The 19429-nt window shown below is 68.5% G+C and carries 18 protein-coding genes; 15 read left to right on the top strand and 3 right to left on the bottom strand.

All coding sequences use genetic code 11. The features are described from left to right. Positions 1-5: 5 nt before the first annotated feature. Together CMC5_RS01740 and CMC5_RS01735 are read right to left on the bottom strand one after the other, a co-directional pair. Positions 6-716, bottom strand: coding sequence for a glycosyltransferase family 2 protein (locus CMC5_RS01740; protein ID WP_050428785.1), 711 nt, complete (start codon positions 714-716; stop codon positions 6-8). After that, positions 713-2050, bottom strand: a complete 1338-nt coding sequence (locus CMC5_RS01735) for a protoporphyrinogen/coproporphyrinogen oxidase (protein WP_063796194.1) — start codon at positions 2048-2050, stop codon at positions 713-715. The genes CMC5_RS01740 and CMC5_RS01735 overlap by 4 nt, the downstream gene beginning before the upstream one ends. Before the next feature lie 327 nt (positions 2051-2377). On the opposite strand from CMC5_RS01735, the gene CMC5_RS01730 reads away from it, so the two are divergent. The 5 genes from CMC5_RS01730 (at position 2378) to CMC5_RS01705 (ending at position 7453) form a co-directional block, all read left to right on the top strand. Further along, entirely contained in the window at positions 2378-4288 is a 1911-nt protein-coding gene (locus tag CMC5_RS01730; protein ID WP_245678228.1) for an aconitase family protein, read from the top strand. 188 nt (positions 4289-4476) lie between these two features. Beyond that, a complete protein-coding gene (locus tag CMC5_RS01725; RefSeq protein WP_044244894.1) occupies positions 4477-4704 on the top strand; it encodes a TIGR04563 family protein in 228 nt (75 codons plus the stop codon). Further along, complete coding sequence (locus CMC5_RS01720) at positions 4685-5749, top strand: alpha/beta fold hydrolase (RefSeq protein WP_245678226.1); 1065 nt, start codon at positions 4685-4687, stop codon at positions 5747-5749. The genes CMC5_RS01725 and CMC5_RS01720 overlap by 20 nt, the downstream gene beginning before the upstream one ends. A 356-nt stretch (positions 5750-6105) precedes the next feature. Further along, on the top strand, positions 6106-6975 hold the full coding sequence (locus CMC5_RS43865; RefSeq protein ID WP_156338041.1) for a hypothetical protein: 870 nt from the start codon (positions 6106-6108) through the stop codon (positions 6973-6975). Between the two features lie 64 nt (positions 6976-7039). After that, entirely contained in the window at positions 7040-7453 is a 414-nt protein-coding gene (locus CMC5_RS01705) for a CesT family type III secretion system chaperone (RefSeq protein WP_050428780.1), read from the top strand. Here CMC5_RS01705 and CMC5_RS01700 read toward each other — a convergent pair. Continuing rightward, positions 7440-8666, bottom strand: coding sequence for a formylglycine-generating enzyme family protein (locus CMC5_RS01700; RefSeq protein ID WP_050435644.1), 1227 nt, complete (start codon positions 8664-8666; stop codon positions 7440-7442). The genes CMC5_RS01705 and CMC5_RS01700 overlap by 14 nt on opposite strands. A gap of 78 nt (positions 8667-8744) precedes the next feature. Here CMC5_RS01700 and CMC5_RS01695 point away from each other — a divergent pair, with 78 nt between their 5' ends. The 10 genes from CMC5_RS01695 to CMC5_RS01645 all read left to right on the top strand — a co-directional run bounded on the left by CMC5_RS01695 (position 8745) and on the right by CMC5_RS01645 (position 19429). After that, positions 8745-9710 (top strand): prepilin peptidase, encoded by a 966-nt coding sequence (locus CMC5_RS01695; RefSeq protein ID WP_050428779.1) that lies wholly within the window; start codon positions 8745-8747, stop codon positions 9708-9710. Beyond that, positions 9692-10111 (top strand): hypothetical protein, encoded by a 420-nt coding sequence (locus tag CMC5_RS01690; protein WP_245678224.1) that lies wholly within the window; start codon positions 9692-9694, stop codon positions 10109-10111. Before CMC5_RS01695 ends, CMC5_RS01690 begins: the two co-directional genes overlap by 19 nt. Positions 10112-10163: 52 nt before the next feature. Beyond that, positions 10164-10457 carry a hypothetical protein gene (locus CMC5_RS01685; protein WP_050428778.1) on the top strand — a complete coding sequence of 98 codons (294 nt, stop codon included), beginning with the start codon at positions 10164-10166 and terminating at the stop codon, positions 10455-10457. Between the two features lie 4 nt (positions 10458-10461). Next, complete coding sequence (locus CMC5_RS01680) at positions 10462-11163, top strand: hypothetical protein (protein WP_050428777.1); 702 nt, start codon at positions 10462-10464, stop codon at positions 11161-11163. A 137-nt stretch (positions 11164-11300) separates the two neighbouring features. Further along, positions 11301-11789, top strand: coding sequence for a hypothetical protein (locus CMC5_RS01675; protein WP_050428776.1), 489 nt, complete (start codon positions 11301-11303; stop codon positions 11787-11789). Positions 11790-11870: 81 nt separating this feature from the next. Then, positions 11871-12302: a hemerythrin domain-containing protein gene (locus tag CMC5_RS01670; protein WP_050428775.1), complete on the top strand. Its 432-nt coding sequence runs from the start codon at positions 11871-11873 to the stop codon at positions 12300-12302. A gap of 63 nt (positions 12303-12365) precedes the next feature. Then, positions 12366-14477, top strand: coding sequence for a serine/threonine-protein kinase (locus tag CMC5_RS01665; protein WP_082362155.1), 2112 nt, complete (start codon positions 12366-12368; stop codon positions 14475-14477). A gap of 805 nt (positions 14478-15282) precedes the next feature. Beyond that, entirely contained in the window at positions 15283-16194 is a 912-nt protein-coding gene (dapA, locus tag CMC5_RS01655; RefSeq protein ID WP_050428772.1) for a 4-hydroxy-tetrahydrodipicolinate synthase, read from the top strand. Beyond that, complete coding sequence (gene dapB / locus CMC5_RS01650; RefSeq protein ID WP_050428771.1) at positions 16191-16997, top strand: 4-hydroxy-tetrahydrodipicolinate reductase; 807 nt, start codon at positions 16191-16193, stop codon at positions 16995-16997. Before dapA ends, dapB begins: the two co-directional genes overlap by 4 nt. 92 nt (positions 16998-17089) lie before the next feature. Further along, positions 17090-19429 carry a serine/threonine-protein kinase gene (locus CMC5_RS01645; RefSeq protein ID WP_156338039.1) on the top strand — a complete coding sequence of 780 codons (2340 nt, stop codon included), beginning with the start codon at positions 17090-17092 and terminating at the stop codon, positions 19427-19429.

Genomic DNA, 19429 nt, shown 5'->3' with positions numbered 1-19429 from the left:
ACACGTCAGCCTCGCACACGGATGGCCCAGGTCAGCCGCGCCAGGTTCCGGAGCACGTGCGGCACCCGGCGGGTGAGATTGATCGAGGGGCGCCGCTTCTCCAGCACCCGCACGGGGATCTCGCGTATCCGTAGATCCGCCCGGTACGCGCGGATGACCAGCTCGCTGGCGAACACGTCCCGATCCACGACGCAAGCGTCGACCACGGGCGACAGGGGCCGTCGAAGGAAAGCCTTCAACCCGTGGGTGTCCGTGCCCCGAAAGCCGAGCGTCACGCGGAGGAGTCCGTTGTAGAGCTGGCTGGCTGCATGTCGGGCCCAGGGGCGCTCGTCCTGGGCTCCGTCGATCAGCTTGGAGCCGATGACCATCTCCAGCTCCCCCTCCGCGAGCAGCTGGACCGCTCGCTGATGGAACTCGGTGTCGCACAGATCGATCTCTTCGCAGATCACGATGGCGCCCCGTGCCTGTTCGATGCCCTGGCGGAGCGCTGCGCCATAGTTCGGGGAGCCCGTCGAGAAGGTTCGCACCTCGGGGTACTTCGCGGCCAGGTCAGAGGCGATCCGCGCCGTGGCGTCGCGAGACCCGTTCTCGGCGAGCACGATCTCGTACCGCCAGTCGAGCGGCGAAAGCCGCTCCCGCAGATCCACGACTGCGGCGTGCAGGATCGCTTCCTCGTTGTAGACGGGGATGACGATGGAGATGTCGGGTGCGGTCATCGTCCGCCTCCGAGACGGACCGCGGCTTCCTGGGCGGCTTCGCGGCCGAACCGCAGCGCGTCCTCCATCGACGAGTAGTTCCAGGCTCCATACCGACCCGCAGAGAGGATCTGGTGCGCTTCCAGGAAGGGCCGCACCTGCTCCAGCGAGGGATAGTAGGCATGGTCGAACACCACGTAGGCGTGGTCGATGCGCCTCGTGCGCGCGAAGCGGATGGCCTCTGGGCCCGCGATCAGCCCCATCTCCTCGAGACCCGCCGCCACCTCGGGGAGCAAGCCGTCGAGAGCGGGCGGGGAACGATCGGCCAGCTCGACGTACAGGTTGGCCTTCCCCTCGGGCGCCATCTCTGGAGAGAAGTTCGAGTAACAGCCGACCCGGTAAAATGGGTATTTCGCCTCGGGGACATAGACCCAGTGCAAGGGCTGCCCGCACGGCGCATCGAGCGCGAGATCGAGGTAGTAGAGGTGGGTGCATCGCAGGCGCCCCGCCGCTTCGGCGACGGCCGCCGGCGCATCCCGGAGCAAGCCCACGAGGACGGGCAAGGGCGCCGAGGAGAGCAGCACGTCGTAACGCACCACCTCGTCCTCGAACACGAGCTCCTTGGCGTGATGATCCACGGCGAGCGGCTCGCGCCCCAGCTCGATGCCAGCATGAAGCCCGTCCGGGGGCAGCGCGGCGACCATGCCCTCGACGAGCTGTCCGATCCCTCGCTTCGGATAGATGAAGCGCGCGTTGTAGCCGAGTTCTCGACCCTGCAAGCCGACCGCCCCGGCCACGACGTCCTCGAGCTTGGGCAGAGGAACGAACCGTGAGCACCAGTCGGCGGTGATCTCGGTGGGGGGGACCCCCCAGAGCCTCGTGTTGTAAGGGAGCATGAAATGGCGGCTGATCCCCTCGCCGAAGTGCAGCCGACAGAACTCCTCGAAGTTGCGAGGAGGCGGTGTGGCGTGGGCCTCCTGCTGGGCGCGGATGAAGCCCAGCAGGCACTCGTACGCCACCTCGGGCGGCAAGCCCCAGGTGTTCGCCTGAAAGGGGTAGCGGGTGTAGACGCCGTGGGACCAGATCCGGGACTGGCGCTCGATTTCCAGATGCTCCGGACCCATCCACCCGAGGGCCAGGCGTCGGAGTCCCGGGTCACGCAAGTGGAGCAAATGCCCTGTCCGGTCGAACCGGTAGCCTTCCTCTTCGAGGGTGATCGCATGCCCTCCGGCGTGGGACAGCCGCTCGAAGATGCGGAAGGGAATACCGGCCTCCCTCAGGTGATGGGCGGCTGACAGGCCGGTCAGCCCGGCGCCGAGGATGGCCACAGGGGTGCGGGTTCTGAGTCGGGTCATCCGGGTCGAACGAGCCGCCCTCGCAGGCGCGGGACATGGAAACCGCGCGCATCGCCGACCGCTCTGGACGAGCTTCGTGGCGGAGTGGGCAGCTTCGAGCGCGATTCGGCGCAGACCAGACCACCTTGTCGCCGCTCCGTCAAGCGCACGCGCCGGGTCGACCGACCTGGCCGACGCGGCGCGCCGTCGCCCTGGCGTGGATCTCGAGGTTGGATCTCCGGGCTGGAGCGGCTACGGGAGAGGGAGAGGTCTGTGATGCCCATCCCGCGCCGCACTTCCGTCCAAATCAAGGGGAGAACCCTCTACCTGACCGAGGACCAAGAGCGCTTGAAGCGCCAGCTCGCAGGTGAGGATCTCCCGGTCGACCCTGGGCAAGAGCCACTGATCAACAACATTTCCACCGACGAGATCACCCCTGGCTGGGTTTGTTACTACTACGACGAGACCCTGGCCCGGTATTGCCTCGTCGGGTTGCGCGGCAACGTCATCGAGCGCGACGCGATCAAGTCGGGGGGCTTCGGCGTCATCGTCAGCGGCCGCTCGAAGGGATGCGGTAGCTCGCGCGAGACGGCGCCTTACTCCGAGCTCGAGGCGGGCATCCAGCTCGTGGTCGCCCGCAGCATAGAGAAAATCTACGGACAGAACTGCCAGAACATCGGGCTGCTCACCACCACCGACTTCTCCATCCTGGATCGGATCGCCAAGGGCGAAGAGATCCCCATCGAGGAGTTCACCCGCGGCCTCGATCCGATCAGCGCCGATGTCGTCTCTTACGGCGGCCTCTTCACCTACAACAAAGCGCGCCTCGCGGGTGAGGTCTCCCCTCCGACGATCGACACGCCCGCTCGACCCATGACGTTGTGCGAGAAGATCATCGCCGCGCACGCGATCGTCGACGCGAAGACAGGGCAGCTCGGGGTGACGGCCGTCAAGCCGGGGGACGCCCTCTTCGTCCGGACCGACATCCGCTTCTCGCACGAGTACGTGACGCCGATGGCGGAGTCCCTCTTCCGAGCGAGCCTCGGCCCCGAGGCGAGGGTGAGCGAGCCCGAGTCGGTCTTCGCATTCCGCGATCATCTGACCTTCCTCGATCGCATCATGCCCGAGGCCCACATCAAGCTCGGCCTCCGGGAGCAGGCCGCCTCCCTCGCCACCGTGCAGCAGGCCTTCACCGAGCGGCAGGGCATCCGGCTTTACGGAGAGGTCGAGCGCGAGGGGCGCACCGTCGGGTCCGAGGCCATCTGCCACAACAAGGTGATCGAGGAGCTTGCCTTGCCGGGTCACGTGGTGGCCGGAACCGACTCGCACACCTGCATGGCGGGCGCGCTCGGATGCTTCGCCTTCGGCGTCGGCTCGACGGACATGGCGAACGCCTGGCTGACCCGCGACGTGCGGGTGGCCGTCCCCGAGTCGGCGCGCTTCAACCTCATCGGGCGTTTGCGGCCCGGCGTGACCGCCAAGGACGTGATGCTCCATCTCCTGTCGCAGCCCTTCTGGAAGAGCGGCGAGGGCATCGGGAAAGTGCTCGAGTTCGCTGGTGATGGCGTGCGCGCGATGGGGCTCGACGAGCGCGCCACCTTGACCAACATGGCCGTCGAGGCCGGAGGGTTCACGGGCATCATCGAGGCCGACGAGGTGATCATCAGCTACCTCGTCGAGCAGCGCGGTCTCCAGGCCGAGGATGTCCGGGCGAGGATCGTCCGCGCCGACCCGGGCGCCACGTACATGGCGACCTTCGATGTCAACCTCGACGAGATCGAGCCGATGGTGGCAACCCCGGGCGATCCGCGGAACGGTGTCCCGCTCGGGCAGCTACGTGAGGTGGTCGGCGGTGACGTCAAGATCGACATCGCCTATGGCGGCTCCTGTACGGGAGGGAAGAAGGCCGACATGGACATGTATGCCTCTGTGCTGCGTCGCGCGGTGGAGCAAGGACGTCGGGTCGCAGAGGGAGTGCATCTCTACATTCAGTTCGGATCGCAGGACATCCGTCGCTACGCGGAGGCGAAGGGATACCTCGAGATCTTCCGGCAAGCAGGCGCCGAGCTGGTCGATCCATCCTGCGGAGCGTGCATCAAGGCGGGCCCTGGCGTCTCCAACAGCCCTGACCAGGTCACGGTCTCCGCGATCAATCGCAACTTCCCTGGGCGCAGCGGACCTGGCAAGGTTTACCTGGCCAGCCCTCTCGTCGTTGCGGCAAGTGCAATAGAGGGGCGGATCGTGAGCCCAAAGCTGTGATACGGCGTCTGCATGCACCTGCTTCACCGAAGACCCACGGGTAGGCGTTGGGGCAGGTAAATGCGGTAGTTGTGCAGCAGTTACGGGGAGTCGAAGAAATAGATGGCTGGAAAAACGAATCCTTTTCACGGAAGGGGCCCGTACGGTAACGTACGCACGCGTCTCGGAACCGGGAGCCTCAAGCGCGTATGACCGACAAGGACACGCTGGCGAAGAACGAAGCGCCTAAGACCGACAAACGAAAGCAAAGCCTCTACTTCCCGGAGTCGATGCTGCAAGAGATCAAAGAGGAGGCGGCGCGGCTCGATCGCTCGCTGTCCTGGGTCGTGCAGCGCGCCTGGAAGCTGGCGCGGGTGGAGATCAAGAAACTCCCGAGCGTCAACGACGTGGCTGACGATGAGGAGGACGCTGGGTAGCGCTGCCGCCGCGCCGCCGCGGCGGTCCCCGCAGGGCGCCATGGTTCGTGAGCTGTTCGCAGTCGGTCACGACGGCACGCGCATTTACGTTCGCAAACGCGAGCGTGATGCGCTTCCTGACGGGGACGGTGAACGTATCCGGGCGGTGCTCTGCGACGGCATCGCCTGCGATGGGTTCATCTGGAAGTATTTGTGGGACGACCTGGCGCGCCTGGTCGATGTCGCGCACTGGAACTACCGCGGTCATGGTCGCAGCGGTCTCCCCGCTGATCCTGACGCGATCCAGGTGACCGACCACGCGCGCGATCTCGCCGCAGTGCGGGAAGCCATCGGGGCTGGACCGCCGCAAGCGATGGGCTCTTCGCCGTCTGGCGCTCCCGAGCCCGTCGTTCTCGTCGGCCACTCGTTCGGCTGTCAGGTGGTCCTCGAACACCTGCGTCACCACCGTGAAGGGGTGCGCGGGCTGATCCTCATCTGTGGTGCGCCCGGCCGCGTGACCCACTCGTTCAAGGGGACCGATGTGCTCGCGCAGATTCTGCCGCGGGTCATCGAGCGCGTGGAGGCGAGGCCAGATCTCGCGCGCGCGCTGTGGAGCAATCTCCCCCCACCCCTGGCGCTCCGCTTCGCGCTGCTCACGGGGGAGGTCGATCGTCGCTCGGTGACCCCGGATGACGTCATGCCGTACATGCGGCACATGGTCGACATCGACGTGCTCATGTTTCTGCGCATGCTGCGCAGCGCGGGCGACAGCGATGCCTCGGATCTGCTCCCTCAGCTCGACATTCCAGCGCTGGTCATCGGAGGCGATCGCGACTCGTTCACGCCGTCTCGCCGCGCCGAGGAGATGGCCGCAGCGCTGCCGCGCGGTGAGCTCCTGATGGCCCAGGGTGGGACTCACGTGGTCCCGCTCGAGCGCAAAGAGATGGTGCGGGAGCGCGTGGAACGCTTTCTTCGCGAGCGGGTGCTTGCGCCGACGAGCACGGACGAGAAACGCATCTCGTCGTCGCCCACGTCGGTCCTCGAACCTCGAGCCCGTGGCGCATGAGAGCGGGCCTTCTCGCGACGCTTTGGTTGGCGGGGTGCTCGAGCGCTTATCTGGGTGAAGTGGCAGGTGAGATCGGAACGGAGGATCGTTCGTCGTCACCTGGGATGGCGAAGCCTCCGGTCCCTCTCTCTTTACAAGACCCGCTCGGAGCAGCGCAGGCGGCCAGCACCTCCGCGCTGCACTCGGGCGCGAGCGCTGGACACCCCCTCTCGCTCGAGCCTCCGCGTTTCTCCGACCGCTCCGAGGCCCATGCCTCCACGTTCCTCGGAGAGGGACGTCTGCTGTCGTTGCGCTCTCCGGAGAGTGAGCCGTCTGCCTGCCCCGAGTCGTCTCGGCGAGGTCGTTCTGCTGGCCTCGTGGCGCAGCTCGCGCGCGGACACGGCGAGCCGGCCACGGTCACCCTGTGGCTTTCGCGTCGAGGTCAGACCCATGCGTGGCGTCGCCCCCTCGCTTTTGCTCGCCTCGCGTCGGCGCTCGGCGCGCGCACGGTACCCTCCGCCGTTCTCCGTCGCATTCCGGTGGGCGACGTGGCGCGGCTGCTCGAAGGCCAGCCCGGCGGTCCGGAACTGCTCCGTGAGCTGGTGGTGATGAACGATGGCTCCGTCGATGCGCTCGTTCAAGGACAGGCGCTCGGTACATCAAGACCTCTGGGGGCGCCACGGCCGCCGTCCGCCAGCTGCACGAGGCGCATCAGAGCCGTCGATGGCGCCGCAGAGATGGAGCAGTGGAGCCGATGGGCCGCGTCTCTCACACCCCTGGCCGAAGAGCGCACGCAGCTGGTCCGTGATTATGTGGAGATGCTCGTCCTCGACTACCTGTCGGGTCACATTCGCCGTCCCGACCTGCTGCTGGATGTGGACGGTGACGCGTTGATCCTGGACGACAACGCCGACGCCTTTCCTGCCCTCGTTCCGGTGCACGCCCTCGATCTTCTCCTGCGTCGTCTCGCCGCCGTCGAGCGCTTCCCTCGCACGCTGCACGCTGGTCTGCTCCAGCTCGGGCGTGCCCAGATGGCCGCACACCTCGCTCCAGGTAGCATCGCCCTCCCCACTCGTGAGGTGACCTCTCGTGGTGGCGCACCCTCTGCCCCTGCACCCCTCACCGGCTTCGACCAGTGGCTCGTCTCGCCACGCACGCTGATCGATCTCGATGAACGGCGACTGGCCTTGCTGTCCCTCATCGAGGCCAAGCGCGTGCGCCATGGCGAGGCCGCGCTCGGTCTATGAACGGCAGCAGAGGGGTGTGACCACCCTTGATCCGCGCTGCGACGCGGTGCCAAATCCTCCCCCTATGGACCTGGCCACCCTCAAGAGCTGGATCGACGGCCTCGGTTACCGCGCCGACATCGAGAACGCCTCGACCCTGCGCGTTCGGCCGCGCGAGGAAGGTGTGGCCGCGTTCCCGCCGTTCTTCATCCAGCACGCGGAAGGCTGGGTCGTCCTCTCCATGCTCGACGTGCTCGGCAGCGACGCCAAGCTCGTGAGCGAGCTGCCGGTACACCTGCTCGAAGCGAACCGCGACATGCGCCTCGCCAAGTTCGCCTTCGACGAGCACGATCAGCCCTTGCTCTGCGCCGAACTTCCCACCGAGTCGCTCGACCAGGCCGAGCTCGCCGATGCCGTCGAGCGCCTGATCCAGTACTCGGCGACCTACCGCCGGATCATCACCGGCGTCATCGCCCTCCCGCGCCCTACTTCTGGATGATCACCACCCGGTGATCGTCGCGGTAGGTCACGTGGCCCGACTCCCCACGGCACTCCAGGCAGGTGGCCCAGGGAAGTCGCTTCCGGATGTAGCCGTTGAAGCCCAGCACCACGGGGCCCTTCTCGTCCTTGAGCACCAGCGACGAGGCGATGCGGTAGCGGTCCCCTGGCAACCTGTAGAAGGCCAGCACGAACGAGTTCTTGTCGGCGCGGCCTGCCACGACGAGGAGTTCCTCCCCGGGGACCGGGCTCCACAGCAGCGGTGAGGTGGTGAGCGTCGTGTTGGGCGGCGGCCCGCCGGCATCGGCGCGGGAGAGCACCGTGTTCACGTCCTCCGGCTCCTTGAAGAACACGACCTCGGTGCCCGCGATGTCCCGGAGGTTCGGCACGGACGCGATCATCTCGGCCACCTGAGCTGGCGTGATCTCCGCCTTCCGGTACGTCTGCTGCCAGCCTGGCGAAGGGACGCTCACGGCGTTCGGTGCGCCTCGGCAGCAGCGGAAGCCGAGATCGTTTCCGCTCGCCGTCGCGTCGACCGCGCTGCGGTGCGCACACCGATGATCAGGCGTCTGCGCCCCGCGGCTCGCACCTCGCACCGCCGCCGCCTTGGGGCGCAAGTCCTCGATCTCGCTCACATCGCTCGCGGTCCACTCCCGGAGTGCGCCCATCCCGAGCACCCCGAACGGCGAAGCGCACGACGCCGGCTCCTTCTCACAGGTCGCATCCCAGGCCGCACCGGTGGCATAGGGCGAAGACTCCTTCCCCTTGCAGGCGTGCTCCCATTCCAGCTCCGTGCACAGCCGTCCACCCCCTTGCTGGCAGAGCTCTGCCGCCTTCGCTCGGGTCACCCCGGTGAGGGGTGGCTTGCTCGGATCGTTCGGATAGAGGTAGCGGTCCACGCCGTACCCGCCGAGTTCGACCTCCAGCAGCGTGGGCTCGAGCGTCGGATCGCGCCCCTTGTCGCCAGGTGTGCTCCCGGCCACGAGCTTCCCTCCGGGAATGTCGATCGTCGCCGGCCCTGCCGCTGCGGGCGAGCGCCTTCCCGCATCGACGCTACCGGCCGTCTCCTCGTTCTCTGCGGCCTCCAGCACCTTTCCGTTCGGGTGCAAGGCCTGCGACCCACGATCCTCCGAGCCGCTCCCTCCGCTGCCGCCCCGACAACCCGCCAAACCTGCGGCGATGGCGAGCCCAAGGGCGAGCTTTCTCCTCTGCATGGTCCGCACGACGGACAGCTTTATGCTGCGGGAACTCTCCCCCGTCAAAGTGCGCGCTATGCTCCGGTCCAGCATCCGGTGACCCTCGCCGACTTCCCCCCCTGGTTTCTCCGCGCCTTCGCGGTGTGCTTCGGCCTCCTCTGGGGCAGCTTTCTCAACGTCGTCATCTACCGCGTCCCGCGGGAAATGAGCGTCGTCCATCCCGGCTCCACGTGCCCGGCCTGCGGCAAGCCCATCCGACCCTGGGACAACGTCCCGCTGTTCTCGTGGCTCCTGCTCCGGGGCCGCGCGCGTTGCTGCGGCGCCAAGGTGAGCGCGCGCTACCCCCTCGTCGAGGCCGCGGGGGGGCTGCTCTCGCTGGCCATCGTCGAAGTGATCATCCTGCGCCTGCCCGACAGCACGCCCATCGCGCGCGCTCTCGCCATCTACACGGCAGATCTCGCCCTCGCCCTGGGGCTGCTGGCTGCGACGTTCATCGACCTCGAGCACATGTACATCCCGGACGCCATCACCCTCGGGGGCGCCGTGCTGGGCCTGGCCACCGCATCGTTGCGGGACCTCGGCTTTCTCGACGCCGTGATCGGCGCGGTCGTCGGGTTCGTCATCGTCTGGCTCCCCTTCGTGGTCATCTACCCTCGGCTTCGAGGAGGCCGCGTGGGCATGGGGCTCGGTGATGCCAAGCTTCTCGTGCTCGCGGGGGCCTGGTTCGGCTGGGGCGGCGCCCTCTTCGTCCTCGGCGCGGGCGCCGTTCAGGGCACGCTCGCTGCCATCGCGCTCCTCCTCTTCCGCGGTCGAATCGACGAGCCCGAAGCCGTGCGGGAAGAGCGCGAACGCGTCCGCGCCGAGATCGAAGCCCTGAGCGGCGAAGAGCGCGCCGAGGCCGAGCGGGAGTTCGCGGAGGACCCCCTCGCCGAAGCGCCAGGGGAGGGGTTCGGACAGGCCCGCATGGCCTTCGGTCCCTTCCTTGCGCTGGCCACCCTCGAATTCCTCCTCGTCGGGCAAGAGGTGCTGGGAGCGTACCTTGCATGGATCGACGCTGGATGATCCTGTGCAACCCGCACGAACCCGCGCGGCCCGGGTGGTTGCCCTCCACCGCGCACCGCCTGCTCATCCTGTGCGCGTCGCTCTCGCCCCTGGCCTGCGGGAACGCGATCCCCACCCCGGAGCTGGGGCGGCATTCGCCTCAGGACCCCTTCGCCATCGTCCCTTATCCCCCTCCACCCGCGCACGTCGAGGTCGTCCCTGGGCCTCCCGAAGGCGTGAAAGACCCCGTGTGGGTGGATGGCGAGTGGCAGTGGCGCAACCGTCGCTGGGTCTGGCTCCCTGGCCGCTGGGAAGAACCCTATCCCGGCGCCTTCTTCGCACCCTCCACCACCGTCCGCCGCCCTGACGGCGGCCTCGTCTGGTTCGGCGGGGTCTGGCATTTCCCGAAGGGGAAGCGCTGAGTTCACCGAGGAGTATCGACAACAGCCCGCCAGGACGGCGTAAAGTGCGCCCGTGCTTTCTCGTGACAGCCTCCTGGGATGGTGCGTCCTCCTCTTCGGCGTGGTCTCGTTCGCCACCGGATGCAGTGACCAGACCCGCTGCACCGCCGAGATCATGGACGGCAAGTACCGCGGCATCGCTTCGGGAAAGAAAGGTCAGCGCGACCTCGACGAGGACGCGAAGCGCGACGCCTGCTTGCAGCGATGCGCGGCCGAGAAGGCCGATATCCTCGACGACTGCGCCAAGCGCTGTCTCGCCGAGATTCGCCACGACATGATCAACGCCAGCGTTCGCTGCGACGGGTAACGCCATGATGCTCGCCTGGTCCTTCGCCGCGCGGACCCCTGAAGAAATCGGCCGTCTCCTGCGCGCCCTGGGGCGCCACCGGTACATCGTCGAGGTGGATCACCGCATCCACTGGTCCGTCGATCACGCCCTCGCAGACCTCCCCACCTTCGCTCCTCACGCTGAAGCCTTCATCGCGCTGCGCCGCAAGGTCCCCGACCTGGATCCGGCCTCGCGTGATCCTCGCCTGTGGCGCGAAGCCAAGACCGAGGACGTCATCGCCGCGCTCGCTGCGTTCTGGGAGGCCGACGAAGCCAAGCGAAGTGACCGCCAGCGCCGCCTGCGTGCAGCCATCGCCTCGGCAGGCCTCGCTCCGGTCGACCATCCCCCCTTCGCATCACGCGCCGAGGAGCCTCCTCACCCGGAGCTCATCCTGCTCGACTGGGAACTCTGTCCCGTCGACCAGCTCGACACCGAGCGTCATGCCGGTGCGCTCGCCGCCATGGAAGAGGCGGAAGAGGAGATCGAGCAGCCCTCCACACCGATCTACCAGGAAGGCCCGGTGATCGCCGCGCCGGAGCTGTGCGATGGCGCCCCGAACGGCGTCCTGCACGACGATTTCCTGGTCTGGTCGGACGGCCCCTACAGCTACTCCGACTACGTGTTTCGCGGCGCCGCGCGTGCCGCCAAGCTCGTCGAGCCGCCCGTCGGCTACCACGATTTCTGACCTCTTCGCCCGGACGCGCCTTCCTGGCTCACACCGCAGAACCTGCGCGCGGTGCAACCATCTCGAGTGCTCTCCAGCAGCGCCCTCGTTCCGGCGTGAACTTGGCCCCTCTGCGACCTCCTCGCTAGGACCTCGGGATGCGCCGCCTCTCTCCGTGGCTCTTCGCCTTGTTTCTGGCCGTCGCAGCGGTGGCGACCCCGGCGGTGAGCGAGGCGGGCAACAAGACCAAGGTCGAGTGGAAGAAGGTCGAGGCGCCCGCCGGTGATCTCCACGATCTCCTGATCAAGAGGCTCAAGCCCTTGCTCAAGAGCGCGGCGAGCAAGGCAGATTTCGGCTCGGGCAAGAAGGTGATCCTCCATGCCCGCATCGTCGAGTTCACCTCGGTCACCCGGGGCGACGTCCACCGGGTGAGCTGCACCCTCGTGGGCCGCGTTCAGGGAGGTGCGCCGGCCAGGTCGCGCATCTCCTTCGGAGGCCGGCCCCAGGAGCGCGTGGCCCTCGAGAAACAGGTGCTCACCATGGTCGCGAACGGCGTGGTCACCCGGCTTGCCGAGATCGTCCGCGTCGAGGCGGAGGCCGAGAAAAAGAAGAAAGCCGCGGAGGCCGAGGCCGACGAGGAGAGCTGAAACGCCTCGTTCTCCGGGAGGCGTGGACGCGCGCTCCCCTCGACCCGCCGAACGAATTGGTCTACGAGATCACCCCAGGCCATGGAATACGACCGCATGCTCGCGGGCCTCTTCGAGGAGGAAGACCGAGCCCGTGATATGGCGTGGAAGCTCATCGGTCTCGCCGAGCAATCGCGCGAAGCCGCGACCCTCGAGCGTGACAGCTTGCTCGCCTTCCTCCAGGGGCCGATGGAGCGGCATTTCACGTACGAGGAGACAGCGGTCTTCCCGCATCTCGAAGAGCACGGGCTGAGCGAGGAGGTCCAGGTCGCCTGCAAGCAGCACGCGGCGATCCGCGAGGCCGCCCAGGAACTCGCGGCGGCTCCTCAGGACGAAGACGTTGCCCACGTGATCGTCCGTGTCGCCAAGCTCATGCTGCACCATACAAATTTCGAAGGCGACTACATCTATCCCGAGCTGACCCACGAAGAGTGGCGCGAGCTCATGAAAGCCACTGTGCGCCAGGGTGCTTGACGATCCATGCACCGGGAGCCCTCGACAGAGCCGCGCTTCACAACGTAGGCTCCACGCTCCGGGATGTCGTTCGAAGTAGGCAGGGTGCTGAGCCAACGTTACCGGCTCATCCGGCCGTTGGGGCAAGGCTCCCAGGCCTCGGTATGGGTTGCGGAGCACCTTGCGCTCTCGACGCAGGTTGCCGTCAAGCTGATCGATCCCGAGCTCGCCAAGAAGGAAGACGCGCGAGAGCGCTTCCGTCGTGAGGCGACCGCCGCCGCACAGCTTCGCAGCGCCCACGTCGTCCAGATCCTCGATCACGGCATCGACGGCGAGCAGCCCTTCATCGTCATGGAGCTGCTCGAAGGCGAAGACCTCTTCGAGCGCCTGCGCAAGCGCAAGCGCCTCACCATCCAGGAGACGTCGCGCATCGTCACCCACGTCGCGCGTGCGCTCTCCCGCGCGCATCCCGCAGGCATCGTCCACCGAGACCTCAAGCCGGAGAACTTCTTCATCGTCGCGAACGAAGACGAGGAAGTGGTGAAGGTCCTCGACTTCGGCGTCGCCAAGGTGAGCGATCCGAAGCGCGTGATGCAGAAGACCAGCGTCGGCACCCTGGTGGGAACGCCCCACTACATGAGCCCGGAGCAGGTCAAGGGCATCGGCGAGGTCGATTTCCGCACCGATCTCTGGGCGCTCGGCGTCATCGCGTACGAGTGCATCGTCGGCGAGCTTCCCTTCGACAGCGAAGGCGTCGGCGACCTGCTGATCAAGATCTCGATCGGCGAAGTCCCCGTCCCTTCCCGGGTCAAGGCGGACGTGCCCGCGTCCTTCGATGCGTGGTTTGCGCGCGCCTGCGATCGCGATCCCGCTGGCCGCTTCGCGAGCGCGCGCGAACTCGCCGAGTCCCTCACCCGGCTCGTCGAACCTGGCACCGAGGCACCAGGCGCCACCGAGTCCACCCTTCCTCGCGCGCCCCTCGCACTCCCTCGACCGACCAGCACGGGAAGTCGCCGTCCTTCCGCGCCACCGCCGCCTGCGAAATCGCGCCCTCGCTCTGCGCCGAGCGTCCCACCGGCGCCCCGACTGCCGTCTCTCCCGGACGACGGTGCTGCTTCCTCGAAGCTCTCGGCGAGGCCACCCAGGCCCTCCGACGAGGTGGCAAGCGCCCCCGTCGCTTCCCGGCCGCCGCCGCCGCCGCCGCCCGCGAAGAAGCAAGCGTCTCTGGCGCCCGGCGCTCCCCTTCCACCCGCAGCCACGTCCGCAGCGCGGGTGGCGCGGAGGACCGTCGAACTCGACGTCGCCGACATCGAGGAACTCCAGGAGCCATCGACCGGCGACCTCGACGACCTCATCGAGGCCGAAGCAGAAGTTCCCGAGCCGAAAGCGTCCTCGGTCCCGCCCGTTCCTGTCGCTGCTGTGGCGCCTGCCGCTGCCGTGGCTCCTTTCGCGATCGGAGCGTCTGCAGCGCCCGAACCACCGACCGCAGCGCCGTCGGTTCCTGACAAGCCGGGAGCGCCCCCGCCTCCAGCTCCGGCCAGTGGCACTGCGCCACCTCCGCGTGCCGCCTTCGAGAGCCAGGACATCTCCTTCGAAGACGCACCCGCTCCGCGCCCCATCACCTCACGACCGCTCTCTCCTGTCCTGCAGGGGGAGCTTCCGCCGCATCCCGGCCCACCTGCGCAGACGGTGGCCCCGCGCGTTGGCTTGCCGGTTCAGACGACGCACGTCCACGAGCCGGCGCGGCTGCCAGACCCGGTGTCCAGCGTGGGCATCTCTCCTCCTCCCGAACTCGACGGAGGGGGACGACGCCGCCGGATGGTGCGTGTCTTCACCTTCAGCCTCATCGCCCTGGCGGGCATCGTGGCCTGGGTCGTCATCCGCTCCCAGCTCCCGCCCGAGCCACCCGCCGGAACAGCGCCGCCCGAGCGGACGGCCATTCAAGCTCAGGACCCTGCGCCCGAGCCGACACCATCCCAGCCGCCTTCTTCACCTGCGAGCAGCGCTTCGGGCGCGACGGTCGAAGCCGTCGATCCCATGAAGGGTGCAGTGGCTCCGCTCCCCGCGCAGACGGCTCCGGCAGCCACGGGTCCCCTCAAGACGGGACCTCGCAAGCCCACCAAGCCGAAGAACGACGACTTCACGATCGAGATTCCACTCCCTCCGGGTGACGATCTTCCTCCTCCCGCACCCTGATCTCGCGGGGATAGCGATCCTCGGGAGCGCAGGGGCCGACAGGCTCCTGACGCAGGGCACGCGGGACTAGTTCAGCAGCTTGCGCGAGAAGTGGCGAGCGGCCACCTCGACGGCATCCTTCATCGCTGCGTTCACTGCCTGGGAGGACGTGTCCCCTCGGACCACGATGGCGCAAGCATCTCCCTCTGCCTCGAAGGAAGCGAGTGGTTGTTCTGTCTCGGCTTTTGCAGACCGGACCGGGACCCGCACGGAGAGCGAGCCAAGCTCCAGCTGCACAAACCCCAGGAGTTCCGACTCTCGTAGCGTCTGCATATCCTCAACGTGTGTCCGCGATCCGCCCTTAGCAACCCCCGCCGGGCGAGCTGGATGGGCTGGGTGGCGTGGTGCGCGGCGCTGACGAAGGGGGGTCACCCCCTGCATCCGACAGCCGGAGATTGCCGACAGCACGGCCTCTCCGAGAGATCCCGAAACGGAAGACGCCAGCCTCCCGTGGGAAGAAGGAGAGGGGCCCCTTCAGGAGAAGAAGCGATGTGCCTGGACGAGAACAGGGAATCTCCTTGCATGAGAGGTGGGAGGGCGTGTGGGTGAGGCGTGTGTGGGTGAGGCGTGCGTGGGTGAGGCGTGCGTGGGTGAGGCGTGCATGGGTGATCGTTTGAAGACGGAAGAATGCCATCGAGCGGATTCGCGCCCTGACCAGCGAGCCTCCTGACAACGGGGGGAGCCCAGGTACGCGGACACTGGATCCGCGCTGTGGCTCCAGCCGTTTGCTTGACGGAGCAAAAGGAGTCACGCATCGTCCGGCGCCATGCCGGATCTACGCCTTGCCGGGACGTTCACTGCGCTCGTGACCCCCTTCACCCCGGAGGGCGACGCCATCGACTTCGAGGCGCTGGATGCCCTCGTCGAGGCGCAGATCGCCGGTGGGGTCGAGGGACTCGTGCCATGCGGCACCACGGGCGAGTCGCCGACCTTGACCGAGGACGAAGCGGTCGCCGTCATCCAGCGCGTGGTCAGCGTCGCCAGAGGAAGAGCGCAGGTGCTCGCCGGCACCGGCTCGTTCTCGACGAAGAAGACCATCGCCGCGTCGAAGGCGGCGATGGCCGCGGGCGCCGACGGCGTGATGATCGTCATGCCGTACTACAACAAGCCCTCTCAGGAGGGCTTGCGCGAGCATGTCCTCGCCGTGGCAAAGGCCGTCACGGCGCCCATCGTGCTCTACAACGTCCCGGGCCGCACGGTGGCCGACCTCTCCGCCGCGACCACCGAGCAGATTTGCACCGCTGCGCCGAACGTCGTGGGTCTCAAGGACGCCACGGGCAACGTCCTCCGCTGCCAGGAGCTGATCCGCCGCCTCGGCGATCGCCTCGCCATCCTCTGCGGCGACGACGTGCTGACCCTCCCGATGATGGCCGTGGGCGCGCGTGGGGTGATCAGCGTGACGTCCAACGTGCTCCCCCGCGAGGTGAGTGACATCCCTCGGCTCATGATGGCCGGTGAGTACGGCACCGCGCGCACGAGGCACCTCGCCTTGCTGGATGTGCATGGCGTGATGTTCATCGAGTCGAACCCGGCCCCGGCCAAGGCGGCGCTGGCGTGGCTCGGCAAGATGAACCCCAACGTACGCCTGCCGCTCGTGCCCGCGAGCGAGGGGGCGCTCCGTCAGATCACCGAGACGCTCGGCCGGCTCGGCGTGACCCCGGCGGGCGGCCTCGCGTGACCACGCCCGAGGAGGCGACACCGCTCAAGATCGCCGTTCACGGCGCTGGCGGCCGCATGGGCCAGAGCGTCCTGCGGCTTGCGGTCGCCGCGGGCATCCAGGTCGTCGGCGCGATCGTTTCGCGCGGCTCGGCGCACCACGGCCGTGACGCTGGCGAGGTCGCGGCCGCTGGTCATCTCGGCGTCGAGATGAGCGACGACCTGAGCGCCGGACTGCTCGGTGCCGACGTCGTCGTCGACTTCTCTCGCGCGGACGCCGTGCCGCGACTTCTCCAGCTCGCCGCACGCGCCAATGTTGCCGTCGTGAGCGGCACCACGGGCCTCGACGAGGCCACCGACCGCCTCCTCGACGAGGCCGCGCGCCATGTCCCGATCCTCTGGGCGCCCAACACCAGCCTGGGCGTCCATGTCCTTTCCCAGCTCGCAGCCGACGCGGCGCGCCTCCTCGGCCCCGACTTCGACGTGGAGATCGTCGAGACCCATCACCGCGCCAAGGTCGACGCACCGAGCGGGACCGCCGTACGGCTCGCTCAGGCCGTGCGCGTCGCTCGTGAAGGCCTGCGCCCCGTGCACGGGCGACAAGGGCTCGTGGGCCCTCGCGATCCGGAAGAAATGGGCATCCTGGCCATCCGCGGTGGTGATGTCATCGGCGACCACACCGTCCACCTGCTCGGTCCTGGGGAACGCCTGGAGTTGACTCACCGCGCCACGAACCGTGATCTCTTCGCGCGTGGAGCGCTCCGAGCTGCCGGCGCTCTGCGTGGACGCTCACCAGGCCGGTACACCATGTCCGACGTGATCTGACACGCGGCTCACCTCATTCCGTGCGTTCGCGCCCATCGGGCGGCGCGCAGAAGTGGTCATCGCCGGCGGAGCGCACTACTCTTCCCAGCCGGATGGAGACGCTTGCAGCCCGGATTGCGCGCGCGGGAGCGTTGCAGGACGTGGACGCCGTCGCCTGGGCGATCCGCCTCGCCAAGAACGTCGAGCGCTTGCACGCCGCAGGCAAGGTGCACGGTCATGTGTCACCCCGCTGCGTGCGCCTCTCTGGAGATTCCTCCACCTCGCGGGGCGAGTTCGTCGACGCGACCCAGGCGCCCTACCTGCTCGCATACCACTCCCCCGAGCGGGCAGCGGGGGAGGGCACGTCGCCGGAGGACGACACCTGGGGCATCGCCATCACCCTCTACGAGGCGCTCACGGCCTGTCAGCCCTTCGTCGGTGGTGATGAATCCGAGGTGCGTCGGAGCATCGAGGAGACGCCGATCCCCTCGCTCGCCGAGCAGGGCGTGGGCGACGCGGCGCTCCAGGACGTCCTCGATCGTGCCCTGGTGCGTGATCTCGACGCGCGCATCTCCCGTGCCGCCGAGCTGCGCGCGGCCCTCGAAGCGTGGCGCCCCTCGACCCGCTTCTCCAAGCTCCCTCCGCTGGAAGAACGACCCCCCCGCGACACGGATGACGAGGAAGAGGAAGCCGATCAGGACGCCGTCACCCGCATCCGCGGTGACATCGGTGGCCTGCTCGAGGACCTGATCCAGTCCGCAGCGGTCAAGCCAGCCTCCGGCCCGGTCAGCTCGCGCCGTGGCGACGCAGCCCCCCGCTCACGACCCGGCGGAGCCGTCGCCTCGCCGGAGCGCGGCTCGTCCAGCGCCGGCCCGGCCTCTTCCCGACAGATCGCCCCGGCCTCCAAGATCCTCGCGCTGGCGAGCCTGGGTCTGGGCGCTGGCGCGCCGAACTCGACACGCGGCGCACCTCCAGGGGGTGACGCCTCGGCTCAGGGCGCTCCGAAGACAGGCTCGCCGAGACCGAACGCGAGTTCTCCGAAGACGGCTTCCGCGACCGCCAGCTCCTCGACGTCACCTCGCCCGAAATCCCCCTCTCCCACAACGCGCGCTCCTGCAACGCGTGCTCCTGCGACGCGCGAGGCCCCCCCGACCACACCGCGCTCTCCCGTGCACTCGGAGACCGAGCTCCCGCCGGAAGAGGTCGTCACCGAGGTCATCTCGCGGCGCGCCGTGGCGCTCGCTGCGCCTCCTCCGAACCCCGACGCCAAGCCTCGGGCTTCGCGTGCTCCGCGTGTCGACCTCGCGGACGACACGCCGGACAGCGGCCCTCCAGGGATGCGCAGACCCAGCCTCGCGGGGCTCGTGGATCCGCCTGCCCCGGCGGCTTCCGAGAGCCCTGCCCCTGCTCCCAGCTCCCCGGTGCCTCCCTCGTCGACGCCGACCTCCAGCGGCCAGCCCGAGGTCGCGCCGGTCTCGTCGAGCGTCCCTCTGTCCGCGGACGTCGAGGCCCCCGCCGGAGCGGCAGAGGGCTCCTCCTCGGTGCTGTTCATCTCGAGCGGCGTCGCGGGGGCCTCCCAGAGCGCACCGCACAGCAAGGCCCTGCCGTTCATCGTCTTCCTCGCCGCTGCGCTCACGGGCGCCGCGGTGACGGCCTGGCTCTGGAACCGCACGAGCACGTCGCCGGATCCCTCGGTCACGGGCACGAGCAGCGTGGCCGCATCGCCGGTGACAGCACCCGCGTCGCCGTCACCCGCGGCACCCTCCCCTTCGGGCTCCCCGAGCGCCCCGAGTGACCCTCTCGATCCTGCTCCAGAGCCTTCCGCCGCCCTCACGGCCAGCGCCGCAACCGCGACTGCGGCGAGCGACCCCGCCGCGCCCCCCGGTGGCGCGCAAGCCGCTCCCACCGCGGCGTCCCCGTCCGCCGTCCCCACGACGGCCACCAGCTCGGACGGCATCAACGCCTGCATGATGCCCCTCTTCCCCGACGGCACCTTCGTCTCGCGCAGGCCCCCGGACTTCGCGTTCGTCTGCGGCGAGACGGATCCGCGTCGCGGCGCCGCCCTCGTCAAGAAGCAGGTGGTGCTCGGCGCCGAAGGCAGCGCCGTCTCCGACGGCATGCGGGAGTGGGCGCTGCTCGGGTGGTACGAGCTGGCCACCTTCGCTGCCCTCCGAGCGCGCTGCTGCCCGGGCGCGGAACCCCTCACGCTGCCCGCCACCCCGCCACCTTGCGGCTCGCTCGACGACGCCCTCAACGCGCTCGGCACGGCCGCGGCTGCCGCGACGAGCCCGGACGATCCGGCGCTCTCGCAGGCCCAGAAGGCCTTCTCCGAGTCCGTGCATTGCCTCGTCCGCGCAGGCGGCGGCAGCCTGTTCGGGCACAAGAACCAGCCCCAGGGCGGCCAGGACACGTCATTCAAGAAGACCCTCGCGCGCCTAGCTGGAAAGCGCTAG

It is taken from the genome of Chondromyces crocatus (assembly GCF_001189295.1).
Classification (GTDB): Bacteria; Myxococcota_A; Polyangia; order Polyangiales; family Polyangiaceae; genus Chondromyces; species Chondromyces crocatus.
Note: the sequence above shows the minus strand (reverse complement) of the source record. Positions and strands in the feature narration are given on the sequence as shown.

Bases quoted from the DNA above. Each gene is read 5' to 3' on its own strand.
- dapA (WP_050428772.1), top strand. From the start codon at position 15,283: ATGCCGGATCTACGCCTTGCCGGGACGTTCACTGCGCTCGTGACCCCC.
- CMC5_RS01735 (WP_063796194.1), bottom strand. From the start codon at position 2,050: ATGACCCGACTCAGAACCCGCACCCCTGTGGCCATCCTCGGCGCCGGG.
- CMC5_RS01645 (WP_156338039.1), top strand. From the start codon at position 17,090: ATGGAGACGCTTGCAGCCCGGATTGCGCGCGCGGGAGCGTTGCAGGAC.
- CMC5_RS01665 (WP_082362155.1), top strand. From the start codon at position 12,366: ATGTCGTTCGAAGTAGGCAGGGTGCTGAGCCAACGTTACCGGCTCATC.
- CMC5_RS01670 (WP_050428775.1), top strand. From the start codon at position 11,871: ATGGAATACGACCGCATGCTCGCGGGCCTCTTCGAGGAGGAAGACCGA.
- CMC5_RS01680 (WP_050428777.1), top strand. From the start codon at position 10,462: ATGATGCTCGCCTGGTCCTTCGCCGCGCGGACCCCTGAAGAAATCGGC.
- CMC5_RS01700 (WP_050435644.1), bottom strand. From the start codon at position 8,666: ATGCAGAGGAGAAAGCTCGCCCTTGGGCTCGCCATCGCCGCAGGTTTG.
- CMC5_RS01725 (WP_044244894.1), top strand. From the start codon at position 4,477: ATGACCGACAAGGACACGCTGGCGAAGAACGAAGCGCCTAAGACCGAC.
- CMC5_RS01675 (WP_050428776.1), top strand. From the start codon at position 11,301: ATGCGCCGCCTCTCTCCGTGGCTCTTCGCCTTGTTTCTGGCCGTCGCA.
- CMC5_RS01705 (WP_050428780.1), top strand. From the start codon at position 7,040: ATGGACCTGGCCACCCTCAAGAGCTGGATCGACGGCCTCGGTTACCGC.
- CMC5_RS01690 (WP_245678224.1), top strand. From the start codon at position 9,692: ATGGATCGACGCTGGATGATCCTGTGCAACCCGCACGAACCCGCGCGG.
- CMC5_RS01720 (WP_245678226.1), top strand. From the start codon at position 4,685: ATGAGGAGGACGCTGGGTAGCGCTGCCGCCGCGCCGCCGCGGCGGTCC.
- CMC5_RS01740 (WP_050428785.1), bottom strand. From the start codon at position 716: ATGACCGCACCCGACATCTCCATCGTCATCCCCGTCTACAACGAGGAA.